General features: G+C 40.0%; 17 protein-coding genes and 1 pseudogene. 10 read left to right on the top strand and 8 right to left on the bottom strand.

Features of this window, described 5'->3' with window-relative positions:
* Nucleotides 1-29: 29 nt before the first annotated feature.
* The 4 genes from hemL to K1T76_RS08170 all read left to right on the top strand — a co-directional run bounded on the left by hemL (nt 30) and on the right by K1T76_RS08170 (nt 6,669).
* Entirely contained in the window at nt 30-1,331 is a 1,302-nt protein-coding gene (gene hemL, locus K1T76_RS08185) for a glutamate-1-semialdehyde 2,1-aminomutase (RefSeq protein ID WP_019836695.1), read from the top strand.
* A gap of 489 nt (nt 1,332-1,820) precedes the next feature.
* A complete protein-coding gene (locus K1T76_RS08180; protein ID WP_026438050.1) occupies nt 1,821-2,465 on the top strand; it encodes an RluA family pseudouridine synthase in 645 nt (214 codons plus the stop codon).
* Between the two features lie 146 nt (nt 2,466-2,611).
* Nucleotides 2,612-5,449 carry an RNA polymerase-associated protein RapA gene (rapA, locus tag K1T76_RS08175; RefSeq protein WP_230245114.1) on the top strand — a complete coding sequence of 946 codons (2,838 nt, stop codon included), beginning with the start codon at nt 2,612-2,614 and terminating at the stop codon, nt 5,447-5,449.
* A gap of 410 nt (nt 5,450-5,859) precedes the next feature.
* Nucleotides 5,860-6,669: an alpha/beta fold hydrolase gene (locus K1T76_RS08170; RefSeq protein WP_019836698.1), complete on the top strand. Its 810-nt coding sequence runs from the start codon at nt 5,860-5,862 to the stop codon at nt 6,667-6,669.
* Between the two features lie 77 nt (nt 6,670-6,746).
* Here K1T76_RS08170 and fabR read toward each other — a convergent pair whose 3' ends face one another.
* A complete protein-coding gene (gene fabR, locus K1T76_RS08165; protein ID WP_026438051.1) occupies nt 6,747-7,427 on the bottom strand; it encodes an HTH-type transcriptional repressor FabR in 681 nt (226 codons plus the stop codon).
* 154 nt (nt 7,428-7,581) lie between these two features.
* On the opposite strand from fabR, the gene K1T76_RS08160 reads away from it, so the two are divergent.
* Both K1T76_RS08160 and K1T76_RS08155 read left to right on the top strand, forming a co-directional pair.
* Entirely contained in the window at nt 7,582-8,652 is a 1,071-nt protein-coding gene (locus tag K1T76_RS08160; RefSeq protein WP_230245113.1) for a ferredoxin reductase, read from the top strand.
* A 13-nt stretch (nt 8,653-8,665) separates the two neighbouring features.
* Nucleotides 8,666-9,760, top strand: a complete 1,095-nt coding sequence (locus K1T76_RS08155) for a fatty acid desaturase family protein (RefSeq protein WP_230245112.1) — start codon at nt 8,666-8,668, stop codon at nt 9,758-9,760.
* 292 nt (nt 9,761-10,052) lie between these two features.
* Here the strand turns inward: K1T76_RS08155 and K1T76_RS08150 are convergent, their stop codons facing one another.
* Both K1T76_RS08150 and K1T76_RS08145 read right to left on the bottom strand, forming a co-directional pair.
* A complete protein-coding gene (locus K1T76_RS08150) occupies nt 10,053-10,700 on the bottom strand; it encodes an HAD-IB family phosphatase (RefSeq protein ID WP_004973036.1) in 648 nt (215 codons plus the stop codon).
* On the bottom strand, nt 10,667-11,872 hold the full coding sequence (locus K1T76_RS08145) for a DUF1615 family protein (RefSeq protein ID WP_230245111.1): 1,206 nt from the start codon (nt 11,870-11,872) through the stop codon (nt 10,667-10,669). The genes K1T76_RS08150 and K1T76_RS08145 overlap by 34 nt, the downstream gene beginning before the upstream one ends.
* A gap of 83 nt (nt 11,873-11,955) precedes the next feature.
* On the opposite strand from K1T76_RS08145, the gene dusB reads away from it, so the two are divergent.
* The gene (gene dusB, locus K1T76_RS08140; RefSeq protein ID WP_230245110.1) at nt 11,956-12,981 is read left to right on the top strand and encodes a tRNA dihydrouridine synthase DusB; all 1,026 of its coding nucleotides are present in this window, start codon (nt 11,956-11,958) and stop codon (nt 12,979-12,981) included.
* 83 nt (nt 12,982-13,064) lie between these two features.
* Here dusB and K1T76_RS08135 read toward each other — a convergent pair whose 3' ends face one another.
* Complete coding sequence (locus K1T76_RS08135) at nt 13,065-14,111, bottom strand: NAD(P)H-dependent flavin oxidoreductase (protein WP_230245109.1); 1,047 nt, start codon at nt 14,109-14,111, stop codon at nt 13,065-13,067.
* A 159-nt stretch (nt 14,112-14,270) separates the two neighbouring features.
* Between K1T76_RS08135 and K1T76_RS08130 the strand changes: the two genes are divergently transcribed.
* On the top strand, nt 14,271-14,786 hold the full coding sequence (locus K1T76_RS08130; protein ID WP_230245108.1) for a hypothetical protein: 516 nt from the start codon (nt 14,271-14,273) through the stop codon (nt 14,784-14,786).
* A 90-nt stretch (nt 14,787-14,876) separates the two neighbouring features.
* On the opposite strand, the gene K1T76_RS08125 is transcribed toward K1T76_RS08130, so the two are convergent.
* Together K1T76_RS08125 and K1T76_RS08120 are read right to left on the bottom strand one after the other, a co-directional pair.
* The gene (locus K1T76_RS08125) at nt 14,877-15,221 is read right to left on the bottom strand and encodes a hypothetical protein (protein ID WP_019836706.1); all 345 of its coding nucleotides are present in this window, start codon (nt 15,219-15,221) and stop codon (nt 14,877-14,879) included.
* Between the two features lie 248 nt (nt 15,222-15,469).
* Nucleotides 15,470-15,820 (bottom strand): annotated as a pseudogene (locus K1T76_RS08120) (transposase); the annotation flags it as partial.
* A 143-nt stretch (nt 15,821-15,963) separates the two neighbouring features.
* Between K1T76_RS08120 and K1T76_RS08115 the strand changes: the two are divergent.
* Nucleotides 15,964-16,185 (top strand): DUF1653 domain-containing protein, encoded by a 222-nt coding sequence (locus tag K1T76_RS08115; protein ID WP_026438276.1) that lies wholly within the window; start codon nt 15,964-15,966, stop codon nt 16,183-16,185.
* A 90-nt stretch (nt 16,186-16,275) separates the two neighbouring features.
* Here the strand turns inward: K1T76_RS08115 and K1T76_RS08110 are convergent, their stop codons facing one another.
* Both K1T76_RS08110 and ahpC read right to left on the bottom strand, forming a co-directional pair.
* Nucleotides 16,276-16,482, bottom strand: coding sequence for a hypothetical protein (locus K1T76_RS08110; RefSeq protein ID WP_004973053.1), 207 nt, complete (start codon nt 16,480-16,482; stop codon nt 16,276-16,278).
* Nucleotides 16,483-16,776: 294 nt separating this feature from the next.
* Nucleotides 16,777-17,340, bottom strand: coding sequence for an alkyl hydroperoxide reductase subunit C (gene ahpC / locus K1T76_RS08105; protein WP_070152104.1), 564 nt, complete (start codon nt 17,338-17,340; stop codon nt 16,777-16,779).
* Nucleotides 17,341-17,712: 372 nt separating this feature from the next.
* Here ahpC and K1T76_RS08100 point away from each other — a divergent pair, with 372 nt between their 5' ends.
* Nucleotides 17,713-21,672 carry a DUF3418 domain-containing protein gene (locus K1T76_RS08100; RefSeq protein WP_230245107.1) on the top strand — a complete coding sequence of 1,320 codons (3,960 nt, stop codon included), beginning with the start codon at nt 17,713-17,715 and terminating at the stop codon, nt 21,670-21,672.
* Nucleotides 21,673-21,682 lie beyond the last annotated feature (10 nt).

Below are 21,682 nucleotides of genomic sequence, written 5' to 3'. Positions count from 1 at the left end.
TTATTTTATTTTTTAAGTTGAGTGCCTCCATGAGCTTATCTCCAAAGCAAGAACAGTTGTTTAAACAAGCCAATAAACATATACCAGGTGGGGTGAATTCACCTGTACGCGCATTTAACGGGGTGGGCGGTACCCCTGTATTTATTGAAAAAGCCAAAGGTGCTTATTTGTATGATGTCGATGGCAAACGCTATGTTGACTATGTAGGTTCTTGGGGGCCAATGATTTTAGGCCATGCCCATCCTGCCATTATCCAGGCGGTGCAAGCTGCAGCTGAAGATGGTTTAAGTTTTGGTGCGCCAACGGTGCATGAAACGACTTTGGCCGATATTATTTGCGAAATTATGCCTTCCATTGAATTGGTTCGTATGACCAACTCAGGTACAGAAGCAACCATGACTGCAATTCGTTTAGCGCGTGGTTATACAGGCCGTGACAAAATCGTTAAGTTTGAAGGTTGTTATCATGGACACTCAGATTCGCTGTTGGTCAAAGCAGGTTCTGGCCTTTTAACCAGCGGCGAAGGTGAAGCAACTTCTGCAGGTGTTCCTGCTGATTTTGCCAAACACACGCTGACTTTGCCCTATAACGATATCGCCACCTTAAAAGAATGTTTTGCAAAGTTTGGTGCTGAAATTGCAGGGGTGATTGTTGAACCTGTTGCGGGCAACATGAACTTGGTTAAACCGATTGATGGTTTCTTGCAAGAGATTCGTAATGTCTGTGATGAACACGGTTCAGTCTTTATTATTGATGAAGTGATGACTGGTTTCCGTGTTGGCTTGGGCGGTGCTCAGGCACATTATAATGTTAAACCAGACTTGACCACGCTTGGTAAAATTATTGGTGCAGGCTTACCAGTAGGTGCATTTGGTGGTAAACGCGAAATCATGGAATGTATTGCGCCATTAGGTAAAGTGTATCAAGCAGGTACTTTGTCGGGTAACCCATTGGCGATGCGTGCGGGAATTGAAATGTTTAAACATTTACGCGCCGAAGGTTTTTATGAAAACTTAACTGCGCAACTGGAAAAATTGTTGGCAGGCTTACAAGCTGCGGCAAATGAAGCAGGTATCCCATTCAAGACGCAACAAGTCGGTGCGATGTTTGGTTTGTATTTTACTGACCAAGATGACATCACCAGTTTTGATTCTATGCTGAGATGCGATGTTGATGCTTTCCGTAAATTCTTCCACGGAATGTTGCAACGTGGTGTGAACTTGGCACCATCTGCTTTTGAAGCAGGTTTTATTTCATCTGCGCATAGTGATGAAGATATTGCCTACACCATTCAAGCTGCAAAAGAAACATTTGCGGAAATGAAGGCGTAATTTGACTTTTGGTTAACACTGTCCTAAAAGGCATAGATATCTCCACAATATCTATGCTTTAGGTTAAATTGAAGACATGCTCTTCAATTTAATATCAAAGGCTTAGATCAGCGTCTTGTTAAACACTAAAATAGCCTGGTCAAACTAAATATGAATCCTATTACTTCATTTGCTCCCGCCATCAAAGATATAGCTTCAGAACGGCTTTGTTGTGCAACTATCTTGCACTATGATTTCATTTTATTTTTCTATCTAAATTTAAAAAATATATTAAAAACAGTGTTTTAAAAAATATTTATGCAGCAAAGCCTCTTGAATGCTATAAAACCCACATTTCTAAAAGCAGACTGATTTAAAATTCAGCGTATTACTTGTTTCAGCAAAGCAAATCGGGAAATTCATCTGGTATTCGCAAATTTTGCATTGTAATTCTGTGTCAGGCTTTTTATTATTGCCGCCTTATTTTCACGATCAAGCCTGGAATTGAAATTGAGTAATTTTCTAAGCGAACACCTGATTCATCGTGACGATGAGTTTATGGTAATCCATAAACCCGCTGGCATACTCACTGTTCCAGGTAAAACAGCAGATTTGCAAGATTGTGTAATCAGTCGTCTGGTTAAAATTGAACCACGCACTTTGCTGATTCATCGTTTAGATCGTGATACTTCGGGTATTTTAGTATTCGCACTCACGAAATGGGCACAAAAGCAAATTTCGCGTCAGTTTCAAGAACGCCAAACCGATAAAACCTATCAGGCATTGGTGGCAGGGCAACTGCAAGGTGAAGGCACTGTAGATGTGCCAGTGGTCTACGATCCTGCACATCCTCCATTACACATTGCCGATGCAACCCATAACAAACCTGCGTTAACGCATTGGCGCGCATTGGAACAGTTTGAATTGCAGGGGCAAATCGTGACTCGTGTGCAACTGACGCCGATTACTGGTCGTTCGCATCAACTGCGAGTACACATGCAATATTTAGGTCATCCAATTATTGGTGATACTTTGTATGCCACGCCCGAACAGCAACAACTCATGCCTCGTTTGTGTTTACATGCAGCAGAATTAAGTTTTCTGCATCCACAAACTGAGCAACGTGTACAGTTTACTTGCCCAGTCCCATTTTAAGCGAAAAAGATTACGCAAAGCCTGTGCTTTAGGCTCTCTTTTTAGTGCGCTTTATGTCAAAATATATTGCTATACGCCCTGAATTTTTGCTCAAATACTCAGCTGGTTTTGCGCAAAAATTTATACGCCCTAACTTCTAAATAAAGGTGGAAAAATTGCAGCAGTTTGCTATTGGTCAACGTTGGTTATCAGACACAGAAACGGAATTAGGACTTGGTGTTCTGATTGATGTAGATGAGCGATCGGTCAGCATTTTATTCCCTAAAAGTGATGAAACCCGTGTCTATGCACGCAATAACGCACCTTTATCGCGTATCATTTTTAATGTAAATGATGAAGTTCAAGACCAAGAAGGCAATGTGTGGACGGTTGAATCGGTCGAAGACCGTCATGGCGTATTGCGTTATAACGTAGTGCGTCGTTTGCAAGATGGCAGTGAAGAAAAGAAATCACTGAATGAAACCCGTATTGGTGCAAGTATCCAACTTTCAAAACCATTAGACCGCTTGCTTGCTAGCCAAATTGACTATAAAGAATGGTACGACTTGCGTATTGAAGCCTTGTTGATGCAAGCCAATATGCAAAGTAGCCCACTGCGCGGCTTGGTGGGTTCGCGTGTAGGTTTGATTCCACATCAACTTTATATTGCACATGAAGTCGGTAAGCGTTTTGCGCCACGTGTCTTATTGGCAGATGAAGTTGGTTTAGGTAAAACCATTGAAGCAGGTTTGATCATCCATCAGCAACTCAAAACAGGACGTGCGGAACGTATCCTGATTTTGGTACCTGATTCGCTGCAATATCAGTGGATGATTGAAATGCGTCGCCGTTTCAATCTGCAATTCTCTTTGTTTGATTTAACCCGTACGGCATCTATTAAAGAACACGATCCTGACCTGAATCCATTCTTGACCGAACAATGCATCATTGCTTCAGTCGATTTAATGATTGACCACGATGACTTACGCGAACAAGCCCTAGAAGCAGGTTTTGATTTGCTGGTGGTCGATGAAGCGCATCACTTAATGTGGAGCGAAGAAGAAGGTGGTAATGACCGTTATGATCTGGTCGAAGAATTAGCCGAACAAACCGCAGGGGTGTTATTGCTTACAGCAACGCCTGAGCAACTGGGTGTAGAAAGCCATTTTGCGCGTTTACGTTTACTCGATCCGCAGCGTTTTAGTTCACTAGACCGTTTCTTGGATGAAGAAGCGCAATATCAACATACGGCAAAAATTGCCGAAGTCTTAATGTCAGATGCCGCATTGGAAGAAAGCCATTTGGTTGCACTGGAAGGCTTGTTGGGACATCGCATTGAAGATAACCCAGAGCAGCGTTTCCGTGCCATCCACGAATTATTAGACCGTCATGGTACAGGGCGTATTTTGTTCCGTAATACCCGTGAAGCAATTCAAGGTTTCCCAGGTCGTGATTGTCAGCCTGCGCCGTTACCTGCGCCAGAAAACTGGTCTAAAGATGGTAAATTACGTGAACAAATGTGGCCAGAAGAAGCACAGCTCGATGGCAGTTGGATGGAAACTGACCCGCGTGTAATGTGGTTAATGGAGCGTTTGCGTAGCGACTTAAAACATAAAAAAGTGCTTTTAATTGCGCGTAGCGGTCCTGTGGTAGAGGCTCTTGAAAATGCGCTCCGCCTACATGCAGGCATTCGTACCGCCATGTTCCATGAGGGCATGAGCTTGTTAGAACGTGATCAAGCGGCAGCATATTTCGCAGAAGATTCTTATGGTGCACAAATTTTATTGTGTTCGGAAATTGGTTCCGAAGGGCGTAACTTCCAGTTTGCATCAGACCTGATTTTGTTTGACTTACCTGCCAATCCCGACGTGTTAGAACAACGTATCGGTCGTTTAGACCGTATTGGTCAAGAAAACCGTATTCAAATTCATGTGCCGTATTTGGTGGGGACTGCGCAAGAGCGTATGTTCCGTTGGTATAACGAAGCACTCAATATTTTTAGCAATATTTCACCCGCTGCACAAACCTTGCAGGAAAATTTTATTGTCGATTTAAAACACTGCTTACTTGCAGACTTAGGACAACAGTTTGAAGATTTACTGGAAGCAGTCAGTGTGCAGCGTGAAGCTTTGGAAGCAGAACTTCAAGCGGGTCGAGATCGTTTGTTGGAATACAACTCTTGCCGTCCTGTGGTGGCGCAGGAAATTGTACAAGCTTTAGAAGATTACGATGACAATACTACGTTGCCTATGTTTATGAAGCGCTTTATGGCATCGACCAATATTGACTTCGATGAACAAAGCAATGGCACGGTGATTATTAAACCAACTGATCAAATGCAAGTGCAAGGTTTGACCTTAGACGAAGAAGGCATGACCGCGACTTTCTATCGGGATCAGGCACAAATTCGTGAAGATGCACAGTATTTGACCCTAGAACATCCATTCACAGAAAGCGTGATGGAAATGATCAATACACAAGGTTTTGGTAGCACCAACGTTGCGGTATTAAAATCTGCCGCTTTGCCACAAGGTTCAGTGTTACTGGAAGTTTGGTTTAAGGTGGATGTCATTGCACCGAAAGCGCTGAACTTACCGTCGAGCTTACCGCAGCAACTGATTCGTGTCTTGCTGAGCGAAAAAGGTCAAGATTTATCGCAAAAAATAGCACCCGAAATTTTAAAACCATATTTACATCATTTAGATGGTAACAGTTGCCGCCAAGTGGTGAAAGCACGTCGTGATGTGATTGAAACACGTTATAAACAGGCTTTGGAATTGGCTAAAACAGCATTGCCAGAACTTATACTACAAGCCAAAGACACGTATAATAAAAAATGGCAATATGAGATTGACCGTTTAAGCTATTTGAAACAATTTAACCCAAGTATTCGTGAAGATGAAATTACACGTTTACAGAAATTGCAAAAAGAAGGTGTGGCATTATTAGATGGTGCATCGGTCACGCCTGAAGCGATTCAGGTGATGGTGGTGGTAAAGCCATAAAAAGTGCATTCAATACAGGTGTCTAGTCGGTGTATTTGTATTGAGTCAGTTTTAATCAATCACTTTTTTTTAATATTTGGCATCTTCTAAATTGCATGGTTTAAGTTGGGTATTGCGCCTCATTTTTACGGAGCAATTTAGGGGTGCTTTTTTAATATCGCAATAAAAATTTTGTGCGAGATTTTTCACATAACAGACTTAAACAAATTAGTAATCAGTGCTTATGTGTCATTAAAATGACTCATAATTTATCTTTTTCAGCATTCTGGTCATTTGCAAAACTTAGTGGTATGCGTAGTTTAAGGGCTGTTGATCTTTTATTTATGATTGATGTGCCAAGTGTTGAATTTGTAAGCGCGTACGCATAGATCAAGTCACAGACCCGATATTCTTTTTTAAGCGTATTTTAAATGACTAAAGCTGCAATTCATTTTACCCATGCCAATGGTATTCCTTCTGCCAGTTATCAAAAGTTTTTTCAATGTTTTGAAGCAGATTATCATTTAAAGGCAATTCCACTGATTGGTATGCAAGCAGAATTTCCTGTGACCTATAAGTGGACCTATTTGATTCATCAAGTGATTCAGGACATTGAGCAGCAGTTTCCAAAGCAACAAGTGATTGGTTTAGGGCATTCTTTTGGTTCATTATTAACCCTGATGTGTGCCTATCAGCGTCCAGATTTATTTTCTCAATTGATTATTATGGATCCACCTTTTGTGATTGGATCGAAGTCGGCATTATTTGAAATTTTACAAAAATTTAAACTGAAATATGTAGATCAACTCACACCTGCCGCCGTGACCATGAAGCGTCGAGATCATTGGGCTAGCCATGCAGAAGCCTATCAAGCTTTGCGGCATAACCGTTTATTTAAAAATTTTGATGCACAATGTTTTGAAGATTATTTTGCTAGTGGCATACAAGTCGACGCACAAAGAGGTGGTGTGACATTAACAATTCCAAAACGGATAGAAGCTGAAATATTTAGAACCGTACCTGCATGGTGGTGGCACACACCACGCAAAGCCCCAGATGTACCTGTGCATTTAATTACAGCAAGGCACAGCCCATTTTATTTGCAAGGTTTACCGCAAGGCATGCAAAAAACTTATGGAATTGAGTTTAGTGTGCTCGAGGGAGGACACATGTTTCCTTTGGAAAATCCAGAAACCACAGCAACATATGTGCAGAAATTAATTCAAAAACAAAACGCTTAACAGCAAAGTCTAGCAATTAAATGCTTAAACGCGCGTGACCTGATTCAGGAAAATCGTCCGATTTATCCTGTGTTATGTTAACGAATTTTGGCATCATCCAAATGACGTGCACCTTCTAAAATCATACGAATCATAATCATGGTTTGTTCGGCAGTTTCTTTACGTGCTGCAGTGGGCATGTCTATGACTTTAGCGCCCATATTAAATACGAGTTGTGTAATGGCTTTAGCTGCAATGTCGGGATGTGCCAATTTACTGTTATTTAAACGTTCCAAACGAATTAAATCATCCTGTAATTCTTGCTGAAAATAATTCAACTGGCGCTCAACAGCAAGTTTATAAGAGGTTGAACCTGTATAACCTTCACGTAATAGCAGACTTAAATTGCCCTCATCGGTATCTAGTTGTTCAATAAATACCTCAACCGAACTGCGAATAATGCTGTTTTGTTTTGTTGCTTTTAAACGTGCTTCATGCAGAATTTGACGCAACACCACACCTGCACGATCAATCAGTTCAATCGCAAGTTCATCGATATCTTTAAAATGACGATAAAAACTGTTTGGTGCGATGCCTGCTTCACGTGCAACTTCACGCAAACTTAAAGATGCGATACTTTTTTGTGGGCCAATTAAATTTAATGCTGCCTGAAATAACTCTTGTTTTGTAATTGTGGCTTTACGCCCAACCGTACGCACGACAAGAGGCTCGCGAACCGTTTCTGATTCTGGAAAAGTCACATCATGCTTTGTTTTCATGGCAGGCTGAGTCATATTTTCAATAATTTATAAGCTTAGAGGCATTATAGCGGTTGCGCCAGTACTTGTGAAACGATTAGAAACAATACAGATGTATATACAAATATATATACATGTGTATAATAACTAAAATTTCATCGTGTGGTGCTGAATCATGCAGCTAACTGAAAAAAGAAAATCACCCTTATCCAGTATTGCAAACGCAGTACTAGATCCTTATGCAGCAAACTTCTGGTTGCAAAATATTAATCCATTATGGTCGGTGAATCAATCACTTGGCAAAATTGTGAAAAAAGATACTGCCGCACAAGGTGTGGTGAGTTTAACTTTGCAATTCAATAATAAATTCCAAGTTGGTGCAGCAGGGCAGCATCATCCTGTTTATGTGACCATTCGAGGCGTGCGTTATGAGCGAACCTATAGTTTGACTCAGCTTGATACACAACACGTTTTGTTGACAGTGAAAAAAGTTGATCAGGGCAAAGTCAGCACTTGGTTGGTTGAGCAAGCTAAAGTTGGCGATATTTTGGAGTTAGGTACGCCTTATGGTGATATGCAATTGCCTGTACAAGTTCAGCCTTTAATTCTATTGGCAGCGGGTAGTGGTATCACACCGATGTATAGTTTGCTACAGGATATGGCGAAATCTGGTCGTCTTGGGAGCACTCCAGTAATTTTAATGTATTGGGTAAAAACCTTTACAGACGCAGCATTTAAAGCACAATTTGAAGCTTGGGCACAGCAATATCCAAACTTTAAATTTCAAGTGCTTTATACCCAAGAGCCGAGTTTGGCGCACAGCCGTTTAAATGCAGAACATTTAAAAGACTTAGCGCAAATTGAGCAAAGTGCAGTGTTTGCATGTGGCCCATCGGGTTTTACCACGCAAGCTGAACAATTACTTGCACAGGCTGCCTTGCTAAAAACAGAAGCTTTTAGCATGACGCCTGTTTTAAGTGACGATGTTGGTTTGGTACAAGTTACACTGACTCAATCGAAAAAGATTATCACTATTCCAAAAGGCAAGTCCATTTTAGAAAGTCTGGAACAGCAAAATATTAAACCTAAATACGGCTGTCGTATGGGAATTTGCCATAAATGCGTATGCAACAAGGCTGAAGGTTCAACGAAAAACTTGGTCGATGGTGTTCAAAACAGCGAACCGAATAACCAATTGAAAATCTGCGTCAATTCAGCACAAACCGATTTAATTATTGATTTATAAATGAGTTACGATTATGAATATGCCAGTAAAAATAGAATATTTTCGCAATCCTAAAAACCGTGAACTCACACAATTTGAATTAGACGAGCTTGCCCGTGAATTAGACGCAATTAAACAAGAAGTTTTGGATGATATTGGCGAAAAAGATGCCAAATACATCCGCCGTATTTATTCAACGATTCGTTATAGCTCAATCGCAGGTCGTACATTATTGTTCGCAGGTTGGTTCCCGCCAGCATGGGTGTTGGGTACAGGATTGTTAGGTTTTGCCAAAATCATGGAAAACATGGAACTGGGGCATAACGTCATGCACGGTCAATATGACTGGATGAATGACCCTAAATTTAACGGTGCAAGCTATGAGTGGGATACAGTAGGGACGTCGGACAACTGGCGTCAAACCCATAACTTTAAACACCATACTTATACCAATATTAAAGGTATGGATGATGATATTGGTTATGGTTTGGTGCGTTTGTTCCCCGAACAGCGTTGGAGATCAGGCTATTTATTGCAACCTTTATACAGTATTCCGTTCTGCTTATTGTTCCAATGGGGTGTCGCAATTCAGAATTTAGAAATTGGTAAAATTTTGAATGGTCGCAAAAGCAAAGCCCAAGCTAAAAAAGAATGGCAACCTATGCAGAAGAAAATTGGAAAACAATTGTTTAAAGATTATGTGTTTTTTCCATTAATAGCAGGTCCTGCGGCTTTACCTGTGTTTACAGGTAATTTTGTTGCGAATGGGATTCGTAATATTTGGACATTCAGTATAATTTTCTGCGGTCACTTTACTAAGGATGTAGAAGTATTTCCAAAGTCTGTAATGCAAAATGAAAGTCGTGGTCACTGGTATATGCGTCAAATTCGTGGTTCATCGAATTTGACAGGTTCTGAAGCATTCCACATTTTGACAGGACATTTAAGCCATCAAATTGAACACCATTTATATCCAGATATTCCTGCACGTCGCTATCGTAAAATGGCTCCAAAAGTACAAGCTGTGTGTGAAAAGTATGGCTTGAACTACAACAATGCGAGCTTAGTTAAACAGTACGGCAGTGTGCTTAAACGTATTGTGAAATATGCTTTTCCATTTAAGAAATAAGTGACTTACAAATGAGTTGTTTAGTACGAATAGATTAAGTGATTGATCTTGGTTTAAAACTATACTTCTATTTTGAATTAGAGGTGATGCTGTAAAGTGTCACCTTTTTTATTGCTTTAGGTGTTGTAGTCGTTATTTTTATGCAGAATCATCAGCTATTTTATTAAGAGAAAACTCTATTTTTATTTTCTATTTTGGGTATAAAAAAGTAATCACCATAGGCGGCATCCGCTACATGTAACTTAAAAAACCCACAATTCAAATTGTGGTTTTATTATATCATTCATCAAAATCAAGCCAGTTTTTTATAAGTTACAATTTCTGGCAATGAATGATCACTACCCACCATATAAGAATAAGTCGCTAAACTCAGCATGGCATCATCTTCATCACTATTACCATACGCATAAATAGCAGCATAATTTTCTAAATCATATTGTTCTAAAATCCGTATTTTCTTTTGTTCCTGACTGCAATCAGGTGTTGAATATCGCCCTGTAAATTGCTGCTTTTCAATTGCTGTTTCAGTACAAATCAAAGCGACATTTAACTGCTGACAAATATACTGTAAATAAATATCTACACTTGCAGAAACAACCACCACTTCATCTCCATTGAATTGATGCTGCTTTAATTGTTGTAATAGTTGTGGGTTAAGATCATGTATTAAATCTACTGCGTAGCGCTGTGCAAGTGCTAATATTTCAGCTGTATTTGCATCTTTAAACATAGCATTAAACAATTTAGGGCGCATGGCATGTGCAGGATAAACTTTTAAATAGTAAGCCTGAATCCAAGGCAAGATTTTAAGTCCTTGCTTAAAAATATGCCGCTTAGATAAAGCATAGAAAATAAACCCTGTAAAACTGTCTTTGCTGCACAGGGTCCCATCAAAATCAAATAGGGCTAGATTTTTATATTTTTGGCTTTTTGCATGCATGTTTTATAACGTCCATTGACTCGCGTAGCAAACCAATTGGTGTTGTAATCTCGACTCAGTTTAGGCCCTGAAATGACCACTTGCGGCATCATGGCATAAAATGGCTCTTTGCCCGTTTGCGCTTTATAGAGTTTCGTGACTGCTAAATATGTCGCAGTATCTTCAAATTTCTTTTCTTTTTCTTTTTTTAGGTCTGCACGAATTTGTCGTGGGGTGACTAAAATATTATGTTTTGAAAAAACAGCAATTAATTCACGTTCGGATTCACTCTTTGCATTACGCACGCTACCATCTTTAGTATAAAGTAGCAAATCACCATCTAAATCTAATTCTGCTTCAGTTAAATCATTTAGCATGCTTTGGAATGCGGCATTGCGGCTCGAATACATGCCAGAGTTATAATCAGCAAAGCGGTATAGCGGTTGATCGTAATCGGCAGGGTACATCATTAAACGATGAATCCCGTAATATAATCCGCCATATTGAGTGTATAGATCGCTGCGTAACTCTGCGATGTTACCGCTTTGGCGTTTATGCTCTTTGGCATAGCTAATATGTACTTGCATCGAGCCTAAAGTAGTAATTGGATTAAGTTTTTCGCCAATATTTTGTCCAAACAGTTTGGCAGCACCTGTTAGCGCAGACACATGATAATGTTTGGCCATATAGTCAAAAATTTCACGATACAATTCATCTAATTCACGTTCGGTTTTTACCCGACGCATTTGGCTTAAATAGTTATCTTCAGGGCTTGGGTGGTTTTTTAGTACATCCTGAAAATAGCCTGCGACCGTACCGCCAATGGCGTCGCCCAATTTATCTTTAAACTTCTCATCCAAACGGTCTTGTACTTCTTTAACTGCTTTTTCGCCCAAGCCATAGACTTGAGGGTCGGCTACAAAGTTGGACTCCTGATCAACCACGGCAATAATGGTGCACATATTTTCTTTGGTTTGTGGAATGCCTAATTGCTCTGAAATATCGTAAATATCTTTTGCCCAAGAACTACGCTCACTGACCCGATTCGGAATAAGTTTGCGGATTTGTTCTGCTTCAAGGGTTGGCTCATTGTCCTTAGACCACCAAGCGCTATCTCCACATGCAGCCAAGCTGAGTGATAAAACCAGCACGCTGAAGGATTTCATCAAAGAATTGAATACAGTGTCTTTCATAGATAAGGGAAACTCGTTCCAAAAGGATGAGCCCAAAGGGCAGATGCAGTATACTATGCCAATCGTTAAAGTTAAGAATATATATGTATATTGGTCCCTATCAACTGTCAAATAATTTGATTGTTGCCCCTATGGCAGGCGTCACAGATAGACCGTTTCGTTCCCTGTGCAAGTACTTTGGTGCAGGGCATGCGGTCAGTGAAATGATGACTTCTGATAAAACTTTGCGCCTGAGCAAAAAGAGTCTCTATCGTGCCAATTTTGATGGGGAGCTTGCACCAATTTCCGCACAAATTGCTGGTTCAGACCCGCATGATTTAGCTGAAGCCGCACGTTATCAAGTCGCTAATGGAGCGCAAATTGTTGACATTAACATGGGATGTCCTGCTAAAAAAGTCTGCAATAAATTGGCAGGTTCAGCTTTATTGCAAGATGAAGATTTGGTGGCGCGCATTTTAGATACCGTTGTTGGCGCGGTAGATGTGCCTGTCACACTCAAAACCCGTTTAGGTTTTTTGAATGGGCAAGAAAATATTTTACGAGTTGCCAAACGCGCAGAACAAGCAGGCATTGCGGCCTTAGCATTACATGGCCGTACCCGCGAAGATATGTATTTAAACACAGCGCGCTATTCACTGATTAAAGAGGTAAAAAGCATCCTCAATATTCCTGTAATTGCCAATGGTGATATTGATAGTCCTGAAAAAGCCAAATATGTCTTGGACTTTACAGGTGCAGATGCAATTATGATTGGGCGTGCAGCACAGGGACGTCCGTGGATTTTTCGGGAAATCGCACATTATTTAGCAACGGGTGAGAAGTTAGCATCGCCGAGCATTGCAGAAGTTCAAAAAGTATTACTCGGACATTTAGCTGAGCTGTATGAGTTCTATGGCGAATATTCAGGTTGTCGCATTTCACGTAAACATATTGCTTGGTACACCAAAGGTTTACGTTCAAGTAATGAATTCCGTCAAAATATGTATCAAGTAGAAAGTACGGCAGAACAATATAAAGTAGTAGAAGATTACTTTAATCAGTTACTTGCGCATGGTGAAATCATGAGTGATGTACAGGTTGAAACCGTGAACTTGTTAGACACAAAGTAATCGCATGCAAATATATGCTTTAGCTTGTTTGGAACTAAATAAAAACTCAACTGTGATACACAGTTGAGTTGCTGTGCCTATTTTTAGCGTGCGTGAATCATTTCCAAAACCAACTGATTAATTAAATCTGCGGCTTCTAATTCACGAATTTGACTGACATTACTACCAGCCCAAAACGGAGCATAACCTTGTTCACCTTGTGTAACGGCTGCTGCATGCAGCTGTTTTGCAAGATCATAGGTATACGGATAGGTGGGCACAGTTAAACGATCTGGTGTATCTATCTGTGTATGCCAATGATTAATTAAACCACGGGCAGGGCGTCCAGAAATACTGTCGGTCATTTGAGTAATGTTTTGCTGAAATAAAGCTTGTCGATAAGCTGGATTGGCGTTCGAGCTTTTGCATTGTACAAAAGCTGTACCCATTTGTACTGCAGAGGCGCCCAAGTTCAGCATTGACTGTGCTTGCTGACCATTCATAATGCCACCGGCTGCTACTAATGGTAGGGTACAGTTTTCGTGAAGGAGTTGTACTAAATCGCTGGTTTTAATTGCACTATCAAAAGATTGGTTAAAAATACCTCTGTGCCCACCTGCTTCGATGCCTTGCGCAATAATAATATCAATTCCAGCTGCTTCAATCGCCTGGGCTTCGGCTAAGTTGGTTGCTGAAACCATGGTAATGATCCCTGCATCTTTTAAAGCCTGAATTTGATGTGCATGTGGAATTCCGAAGTGAAAACTGACCGCTTGCGGTTTAGTTTCTAGTACAAGATTTAAATATCCATCATGATCTTTAAAACTTGGATAAATACAATTCAGTTGCCTTGGTGCGGTTGCGCCATATCGTTCAAAGATTGGCTCAAAATATGCAATCCATGCTTGTGCAGCGACTTCATCTAATGGGCTTGTTTCATGGCTGAAGAAATTGGTTTGAAATGGAAAATCGGTCAATTCTTGAGTGCGTAAAATTTGCTCACGTGCAGCATCGACCGTGTTTGCACCTAAACCAAGTGAGCCCAAACCACCTTGATTAGAAACATCCGCTGCAAGTTCGGGAGTAGAAACACCAGCCATTGGAGCAAGAAAAATAGGATGCTTTATATTCAGTTGTTCTAATAAGGTCATATTATTTACTCCATGTTTTTATCTACTTTGCCCAACTCTAGATTAATTGGCAAATCATATCCGTCATTTCCTTGTGAAATATTAAGATGAGCAATATCATAAAATTTGCAGATGCTTTCAGGCATAATAAGCTTGATGTATGAATTGATGAGTAAATTAATGAAGTCTTTCGTTTATAGTAGTTTGCTTGTAGTGTGTGGATTAATTGCGTGTAGCAATCCACAGGAAACTCAAGAAAATATTGATCCAAAGCAATATCAGGTGCAAGATGCAGTAGCATTGCAGCAACGTATAGATGCTTTAAACGCCAAATTGGCGCAAGACTTCAAACAATTTAAGCAAGTGGAAAGTATCGCATTTGCACATCAATTCCCTTTAGATGTGAACAATTTACAAACTTTGAATCAGCATTTGCTCGCCAGTACAGCATTAAAGCCGACTAAAATTGCCTATTGCGATATGATGAATGGTTATTTTGCCGAATTATATCGCTTAGGACATTACAATCTAGATTTACTTAAAGATGTAAAATTAGCGCGTGCAGAGCAGGAAAATTTGGTTGCAAATTTTGCCAATGCCGAATCTTATTATGATTTTATTTTGAATCGTTACACCAGTTACCGCCAAGTACAACAGACTATGGGTTATGGTTGTAATTTAAAAGCTGCATTGTAATTTCGGTAGGATTTGGGTGTATTGTTTAAATTGTGTTAAATAAAAAAACTCCTGAGACATCCTCAGGAGTTTTTGTTTTACACAATTAAATTATTGTTGTGCTTTTTCTTTCACGTTTGCAGCACCTTGTTCAACTGCACCTGCAGTAGCAGCAGTTGCATCTTTAGTGGCTTGTACAGTCGCATCAGCTGCATTTTCTGTCGCAGTTGCAACATTGTGTGCGGCGTTTTCAGTTGCTTGCGCTGCATTTTCTACAGCTGTTGCTGTAGCAGCAGCAGCTTCATGAGTTGCATCTTCAGCATCATGTGCAGCTTGAGCAGCAGCGTTTTCTAAGTGTTCACCCGTAGTTGCCCCTGTTTCTGGTGCTTTTTCTTTTGCACAACCTACAAGTGCTACAGTAGCAGCAAGACCTAAAGCAATAAGTAGTTTATTCATTATCATGTGTCCTTTATTTACATCCACTTAAGATGGGATAATGCGAATATAACCAAAAAAAAATCAATTGGATGCTAAAAATTGTTCAAATAATGTAATGGATTTATTAAGCAATCATTGCATTTTGAGTACTTATAGCGAGATTTGACTTTTTTGAACACAAACCTAATATGAAGATTTTATTATATTTTTTTATTAAAATTTAAAAAAACCTTCAAAACCAGTTTCTTGAAAAATGTGGATCAACAAAGCACATTGCTAGTGTTTTGGTCGCTGATCTTAATATCAAGATGCTTTTTTCTTCTACAAAGCGTGGTGTAATCTGGCCCTGTCCAACTTAATCCGCAAAATTTAATAAGACCTTTTACAAAGCCAATGACCATAGGTAAAGACAGAAGGAATAAGGATTTATTCATTTAAGCAGTATTGGATGGCTGCATCGGAATAGGTGTGATTTCGTCCTTGTTTACCTTTTTCTGAAGCATATTATTTCCTAGCGGGATGAACCAAATGATAATATTCCCTCCCCAATGAATGAGAGCTAGGTTATATGAATACCCATGGGTTGTAGGGTAAATTTTAGGTGGAGGATTATTCATTCAAAAAAATATACTGAGGAATAAGCTTCTTAGAGATGGGTTTGTGCAACAAAACTAATTTTTAGTAAGATGTATCACGTTAAATATTAACTTTATGATGGCAAATAGATTTTAATTTAACTTTTAAATGCAATGTGGAGAATTTGATGCTTAAAAAAGGGATTTATCAACATTATAAAGGGCAGTTGTATCAAGTACTGCATGTGGCAACACACAGTGAAACTCAAGAGAAATTGGTGGTTTATCAATGCTTATATGGCGATTATTCTATTTGGGTCAGACCACTTGATATGTTCAAAGAGCATATTACTTTGGATGACGACCGTGAACAGGAACGCTTTAAATTGATTCGGGAAGTGCAATAAATATTTGAAGCCATTTACCTATTTAAAATAATCCAATCTATTTTTAGATTGGATCGTTCAATGTGGATGCTCAAAGTTGAATAAGATCAATTATTGAATGGAAATACGGTTAAAGCTTAAATCGTATGCTAAATATTTACTCACAAAAGCTGCTTTATCACTGCGTCTTAATAAGTTGTCATAAATAAATTGTGGTACAGGATGGAATAAATCCCCAGAGCCATTTTCGTAAAATATTTTTAAATAACGTGAAGATGCACTGTATGTCCAGGATGTCACGGCAAGTGTTTTACCCATAAGCAACTCCTTTATTTTTTATATTATTTTTCACAGAATAATTCTGCTTATTTTCAACATAAGTGAAGTAATTACTAAAAAATATTACAGAATTGTAAATCTAAGATTTATTGGATTTTTATGCGTGTTTTTTGAACAGAAATACAAAAGATAAATAGAAGCGTGTTGCAGAAGTTCTTTTTCTCTTCAGCGATATCAAAGGAGAGTGACCGATTCATGAACGTTGCTTTTATTGTGAATGCATAAAAAAACCACGCGAGGAATGCGTGGTTTTTTGAGTGGTCTAATCAAAACTTAGATTTTACCTACTAGGTCGATAGATGGTGCTAAAGTTGCATCACCTTCTTTCCATTTAGCTGGGCATACTTCACCTGGGTGAGTGTGAACGTACTGAGCTGCTTTAACTTTACGAAGAAGTTCTTGAGCATCACGGCCGATACCACCAGCATTAATTTCGATGATTTGGATTTTACCTTCTGGATCAATAACGAAAGTACCACGGTCAGCAAGACCATCAGCTTCAATTAATACTTCAAAGTTTTTAGAAAGCGTCCAAGTTGGGTCGCCAACCATTACATATTGGATTTTTTTGATTTCTTCTGAAGAATCGTGCCAAGCTTTGTGCGTGAAGTGAGTGTCAGTAGAAACTGCATAGATTTCAACGCCTAATTTTTGGAATTCTGCGTAGTTGTCTGCAAGGTCACCAAGCTCAGTTGGGCAAACGAAAGTGAAGTCAGCAGGGTAGAAGAATACTACAGACCATTTGCCTTTAAGATCAGCTTCAGTTACTTCAATGAATTGACCGTTGTGGTATGCATTTGCTTTAAATGGTTTAACTTCAGTATTAATTAAGCTCATCATTGTCTCCATGATTAAGGTTTGTATTTCGTTGGTAATAGAGTATCTAATTTTGTTTTATTGCTGAAATGGTATTTTTACATTACTAGCATCGGAAAAACAAATGAGTATGTAAAAAGCGTACACTTTCATTACTGCATTATTGAGTCTTTATTAAGCCTCAAAATGATGATTGCATGACAACCTATTTCCTCAGGTTCAAATACAACCCATTTCAGCAATTGGCGAACATACATCTATTTGGGGATGCTATTTTGAAATTCAAGGGTGGATTGAAAACTTTTTAAATACGCATTCTAAATCACTGTTCTTTCGCTCAAAGGCATTACAGCGTAAAATACGCGTTTGTGTTTTGGTTAGGAAGCGTATTCTGTGCAGAGTCATTTAAATGTAGACCACCTCGTTTTGGCTCGTGATCGTCATCGTTTAAATCGACTACGAAAAGGCAAAGATGCCAATCCAAAGCAATATCAGGAATTATTTGAAAAATCTAATTTAAAAGTGTTGGAGCGTGCGCAGCGCATTCCCGATATCAAGTTGAATCAAGATTTACCTGTGACTCAATCTGCCGAACAGTTGATTACTGCAATTCAGCAACATCAGGTCATTATTGTGGCGGGTGAAACGGGTTCGGGGAAAACCACACAGTTACCACAAATTGCAATGTTGGCAGGTCGTGGTTTAACGGGGTTAATTGGTCATACTCAGCCACGACGTCTTGCTGCGCGAAGTGTATCGCAGCGTATTGCCGAAGAAGTTGGTGAAAAGTTGGGCGAGTCCATCAGCTTTAAAGTTCGTTTTAATGAACAGGGTTCGCAAGATTCAATTGTCCGTTTAATGACCGATGGTATTTTGTTAGCAGAGCTTGTCAATGACCGTTATTTAAATAAATACGACACCATTATTATAGATGAAGCGCATGAGCGTTCTTTAAATATTGACTTCATTATGGGCTATTTAAAGCAACTTTTGCCACGTCGCCCTGATCTAAAAGTCATCATCACCTCTGCAACTTTAGATGTGCAGCGTTTCAGCAATTACTTTAATGGTGCCCCTATTTTTGAGGTTGAAGGTCGCAGCTATCCTGTCGAAGTGCGTTATCGTCCAATTTCAGAATTAAGCATTGGCGGGAGTGATGATGATGAATTTGATGACTTTGAAGAAAACTTGCCACGCGCAGTGGTGCAAGCGGTAGAAGAATGTTTCGCTGATGCACAGGAAAAAGGTCATCCCGAACATGCCGATATTCTTATTTTTGCTAGTACCGAACAGGAAATCCGGGAACTGCAAGAAACCTTACATAAGCACGGACCACGTCATACTGAAATTTTGCCGTTATATGCGCGTTTGGCTTTGGCGGAACAACAAAAAATCTTTAATCCTTCAGGTGGTGGACGTCGCATTATTATTGCCACTAACGTTGCTGAAACAGCACTTACTGTACCCAATATTCGCTATGTGATTGATAGCGGTTTTGCACGTATTTCACGTTATAACTACCGCTCACGGGTGCAGCGTTTACCAATTGAAGCAGTTTCTCAAGCAGCAGCGAATCAGCGTAAAGGACGTTGTGGTCGTATTGCACCAGGCGTCTGTATTCGACTGTATTCCGAAGAAGATTTTTTAAGTCGCCCAAAGTTTACTGAACCTGAAATCAAACGCACCAACTTGGCATCGGTCATTTTACAAATGCAAAGTTTGGGCTTGGGCTCGCTCGAAGATTTTGACTTTATTGAGCCGCCAGATCATCGTTTGGTCAATGATGGTCGTAAGCTGTTGATTGAACTGGGTGCGATGATCGATAAGGGCAAAGCTCCTCTTTTAGAAAGAATGAATAGCTCTGCTACGCAAGAGGGAGATTCAAACCCGAATATTTCCGCTAAATCCACTTCTAATAAAGACGAGCTTCAAGGCAGTAGTTTAACCAAAATTGGTCAGCAAATGGCAAAAATGCCGATTGATCCACGACTGGCACGCATGATTTTAGGCGGTGCGCATTTTGGGGTATTAAATGAAGTCTTGATTATTGTAGCGGCATTAGCCGTACAAGACCCGCGCGAACGTCCGGCAGACAAACAAATGCAAGCCGATCAAAAACATGCTTTGTTCCGTGAAGCAGATTCCGACTTTTTATTTTATTTAAAGTTATGGGAAACTCTACACGAAAACAGTGACGGTATGAGTGAAAACAAACGTCGTACTTTTGCCCGCCAGCATTTTTTAAGTTGGCTACGTTTACGTGAATGGAAGAAAACTCATGAACAATTGGTGGATTTGGCGCGTGGCTTAAAATTGTCTTTTAACGAAAAAAAAGCCAGTTATGAAAATCTGCATCGGGCGTTATTAACAGGTTTGCTCTCTTTTATTGCCAATAAAACCGATGAGCGCAATGTCTTTATGGCGGTGCGCCAACAAAAAGCGCGTATTTTCCCTGCATCGACTTTGCATAAAACCAATACCCCGTGGGTTATGGCATTTGAGATGGTAGAAACTTCGCAAGTGTATCTGCGCACCTTGGCAAAAATTGAACCTGAATGGATTTTATTGGCCGCACGTGATTTGCTGAAGCATCATTATTTTGAACCACATTGGTCTAAAAAAGCAGGTGTGGTGAATGCCTATGATCAGATTTCGCTGTTTGGTTTGATTATCGAGCCGAAACGTCCTGTAAATTACGAAAAGGTCGATCAGCAAGCCGCACATGAAATTTTCTTGCGCGATGCGTTAACCACAGGCAACTTGGGTATTGCGCCTCCATTTTTAAAACATAACCTGCTCAAACTAGAAGAAGTTGAACGGGTTGAAGATAAATTACGTCGGCGTGATTTGGTGGTCGATGAAGAAACCATTTATCAATTTTATGCGGCCAAAGTACCAGCAGAAGTGGCAAGCCGCCGTGCCTTTGAAGATTGGCGTGCGACAGTAGAGCCGCAAAATCCACGTTATTTATTTGTGGAAGATGATGCGCTTTGGCTAAATGATCGTCCGACCACGCAGCAATTTCCTGACTATTTGCGTAATGGTGAGCTGCGCTTGGCGGTCAGTTACCGTTTTGCCCCAAGCCATGATGAAGATGGTGCAACCGTTAAAATTCCAGTGCAAGCGTTGGCACAGGTTGATGAAAATATCTGGTCGTGGGGCATTCCAGGCTGGCGTGAAAATTTAATTGAAGCCTTGCTCAAAACTTTGCCTAAAGATAAGCGCCGTCATTTGGTGCCTATTCCAGACACAGCCCGAAAATTGCGACAACGTGTTGATGCGGTAAATTTACGTGAGCATATTTTTAGCTTTTTGGCATTTCAATTACGTGCTGAGCACATCAGCGAAAAAGACTTTAGCTTTGAGCGGGTAGATGCGTATTTATTGCCGTTCATTAAAGTGCTAGATGAAAAAGGGCGGGTGATTGAACAAGGTCGTGATTTATCTGAATTAAAAGCACGTTGCCATACCGAAACGCATAGTCCTGTAAAGCAGTTGCAAGGAGAATTTCAAACCTTTCCTGAACGATTTGTATTTGAAGCCTCGCAAAAAGTTACGGGCGTAGTGGTTAAACAATATCAGGCGTTGGTACCAAGCAAAGCGTTTGCGGAGCTTTTACCAAAAGATGAATCGGGTGTGGTGATTCAAACCTTTAATGATCAACGCGAGGCGATTCGTCAGCACCGTGAAGGGGTGATTCGTTTGCTGTATGTGCAATTGGGTGATTTATCACGCCAATTGAAAAAACAAATTGATAAACCCTTGGCTTTGGCGTATTCGCCTTTGGGTGATAAAGCTCAACTTGAGCAAATATTGATCTATGCAACCTTGCAAAGCATTATTGGTGACTTGCCAGTCAACTTGGAAGAGTTTCAAAAATTGCAGCTTGAGGTAAAAAAGACTTTCCTCAGTCATGGTCAAACCACGCTGCGTATCTTTAATGAAATTTATATTGCATGGCAAGACATCCGCCGTCAGCTTCTTATGCTTGATGAAGCAATTTTTGCTAAAAATATGGATGATATAGAAGATCAGTTGGACTTAATGCATCTAGCAGACTTTGTGTATAGCAAGCCTGTAGAGGTGTGGAGCGAATATCCGCGCTATTTGAAAGCGTTGTTATTACGTTTAGACCGCTTACCCAACAACTTGCAAAGAGACAATGCTGCTATCGCCCAAATTGACCCTTGGATGGACAAATTGTTTAAACACAAACAAGATGCCCGACTCAAGGAATTGTACTTTATGGTGGAAGAATTACGCATTTCGCTATTCTCTCAACCCATGAAAACCAAAATGCCAATTTCTGCAACTCGGCTGCAAAAAGTATGGGAAAAGCTTGGAATCAGTTAAGATATAAGTA

It is taken from the genome of Acinetobacter sp. PW68 (assembly GCF_020982655.1).
GTDB classification, from domain to species: Bacteria; Pseudomonadota; Gammaproteobacteria; order Pseudomonadales; family Moraxellaceae; genus Acinetobacter; species Acinetobacter towneri_A.
The sequence above is the reverse complement of the archived record's forward strand: the minus strand, read 5'-3'. Positions and strand labels throughout refer to the sequence as shown.

Coding starts and splice junctions, on each gene's coding strand:
- hemL (WP_019836695.1), top strand. CDS start 30: ATGAGCTTATCTCCAAAGCAAGAACAGTTGTTTAAACAAGCCAATAAA.
- K1T76_RS08170 (WP_019836698.1), top strand. CDS start 5,860: ATGACTAAAGCTGCAATTCATTTTACCCATGCCAATGGTATTCCTTCT.
- fabR (WP_026438051.1), bottom strand. CDS start 7,427: ATGAAAACAAAGCATGATGTGACTTTTCCAGAATCAGAAACGGTTCGC.
- K1T76_RS08160 (WP_230245113.1), top strand. CDS start 7,582: ATGCAGCTAACTGAAAAAAGAAAATCACCCTTATCCAGTATTGCAAAC.
- K1T76_RS08155 (WP_230245112.1), top strand. CDS start 8,666: ATGAATATGCCAGTAAAAATAGAATATTTTCGCAATCCTAAAAACCGT.
- K1T76_RS08150 (WP_004973036.1), bottom strand. CDS start 10,700: ATGCATGCAAAAAGCCAAAAATATAAAAATCTAGCCCTATTTGATTTT.
- K1T76_RS08145 (WP_230245111.1), bottom strand. CDS start 11,872: ATGAAAGACACTGTATTCAATTCTTTGATGAAATCCTTCAGCGTGCTG.
- dusB (WP_230245110.1), top strand. CDS start 11,956: ATGTATATTGGTCCCTATCAACTGTCAAATAATTTGATTGTTGCCCCT.
- K1T76_RS08135 (WP_230245109.1), bottom strand. CDS start 14,111: ATGACCTTATTAGAACAACTGAATATAAAGCATCCTATTTTTCTTGCT.
- K1T76_RS08130 (WP_230245108.1), top strand. CDS start 14,271: ATGAAGTCTTTCGTTTATAGTAGTTTGCTTGTAGTGTGTGGATTAATT.
- K1T76_RS08125 (WP_019836706.1), bottom strand. CDS start 15,221: ATGAATAAACTACTTATTGCTTTAGGTCTTGCTGCTACTGTAGCACTT.
- K1T76_RS08110 (WP_004973053.1), bottom strand. CDS start 16,482: ATGGGTAAAACACTTGCCGTGACATCCTGGACATACAGTGCATCTTCA.
- ahpC (WP_070152104.1), bottom strand. CDS start 17,340: ATGAGCTTAATTAATACTGAAGTTAAACCATTTAAAGCAAATGCATAC.